The sequence below is a fragment of the Paraburkholderia sp. SIMBA_054 genome, assembly GCF_046534875.1.
Classification (GTDB): domain Bacteria; phylum Pseudomonadota; class Gammaproteobacteria; order Burkholderiales; family Burkholderiaceae; genus Paraburkholderia; species Paraburkholderia hospita.
This window is the reverse complement of sequence record NZ_JAWRXV010000575.1, coordinates 1-285: the sequence shown is the minus strand read 5'-3', so window position 1 is coordinate 285 and position 285 is coordinate 1. Positions and strand designations below refer to the sequence as shown.

The window sequence follows — 285 nt, the reverse complement described above, 5'->3', positions numbered from 1 at the left end:
GCCGTTGCCAGCAGGCCGCATGCGGTCGCCGGAAGGATCAGTGCCGGAATCAATGTATGAGCCTGTAAATACCAGCTCCCCATGACACTCAACCAGCCAAAGAAAACCAGTACGGAAATATCACCCAGACCGATATAACCATAAGGACGATTGCCCACGGTGTAGGTGATAGCGGCAATGATCGACAACCCGCCAAGAATCAGGAAACCGACAAAATCGGCCAGCGTATGGCATGCCACTGCAACCAGTGCCAGCCCGGAGAGACAGATGAGCACGACGGTAATA

Annotated in this window: 1 protein-coding gene; it reads right to left on the bottom strand. The window is 54.0% G+C overall.

Annotated elements, in window-relative coordinates:
- Window positions 1-285, bottom strand: a 285-nt coding sequence (gene menA, locus SB822_RS56405; RefSeq protein WP_410859019.1) for a 1,4-dihydroxy-2-naphthoate octaprenyltransferase, incomplete at both ends; no start/stop codon positions are given.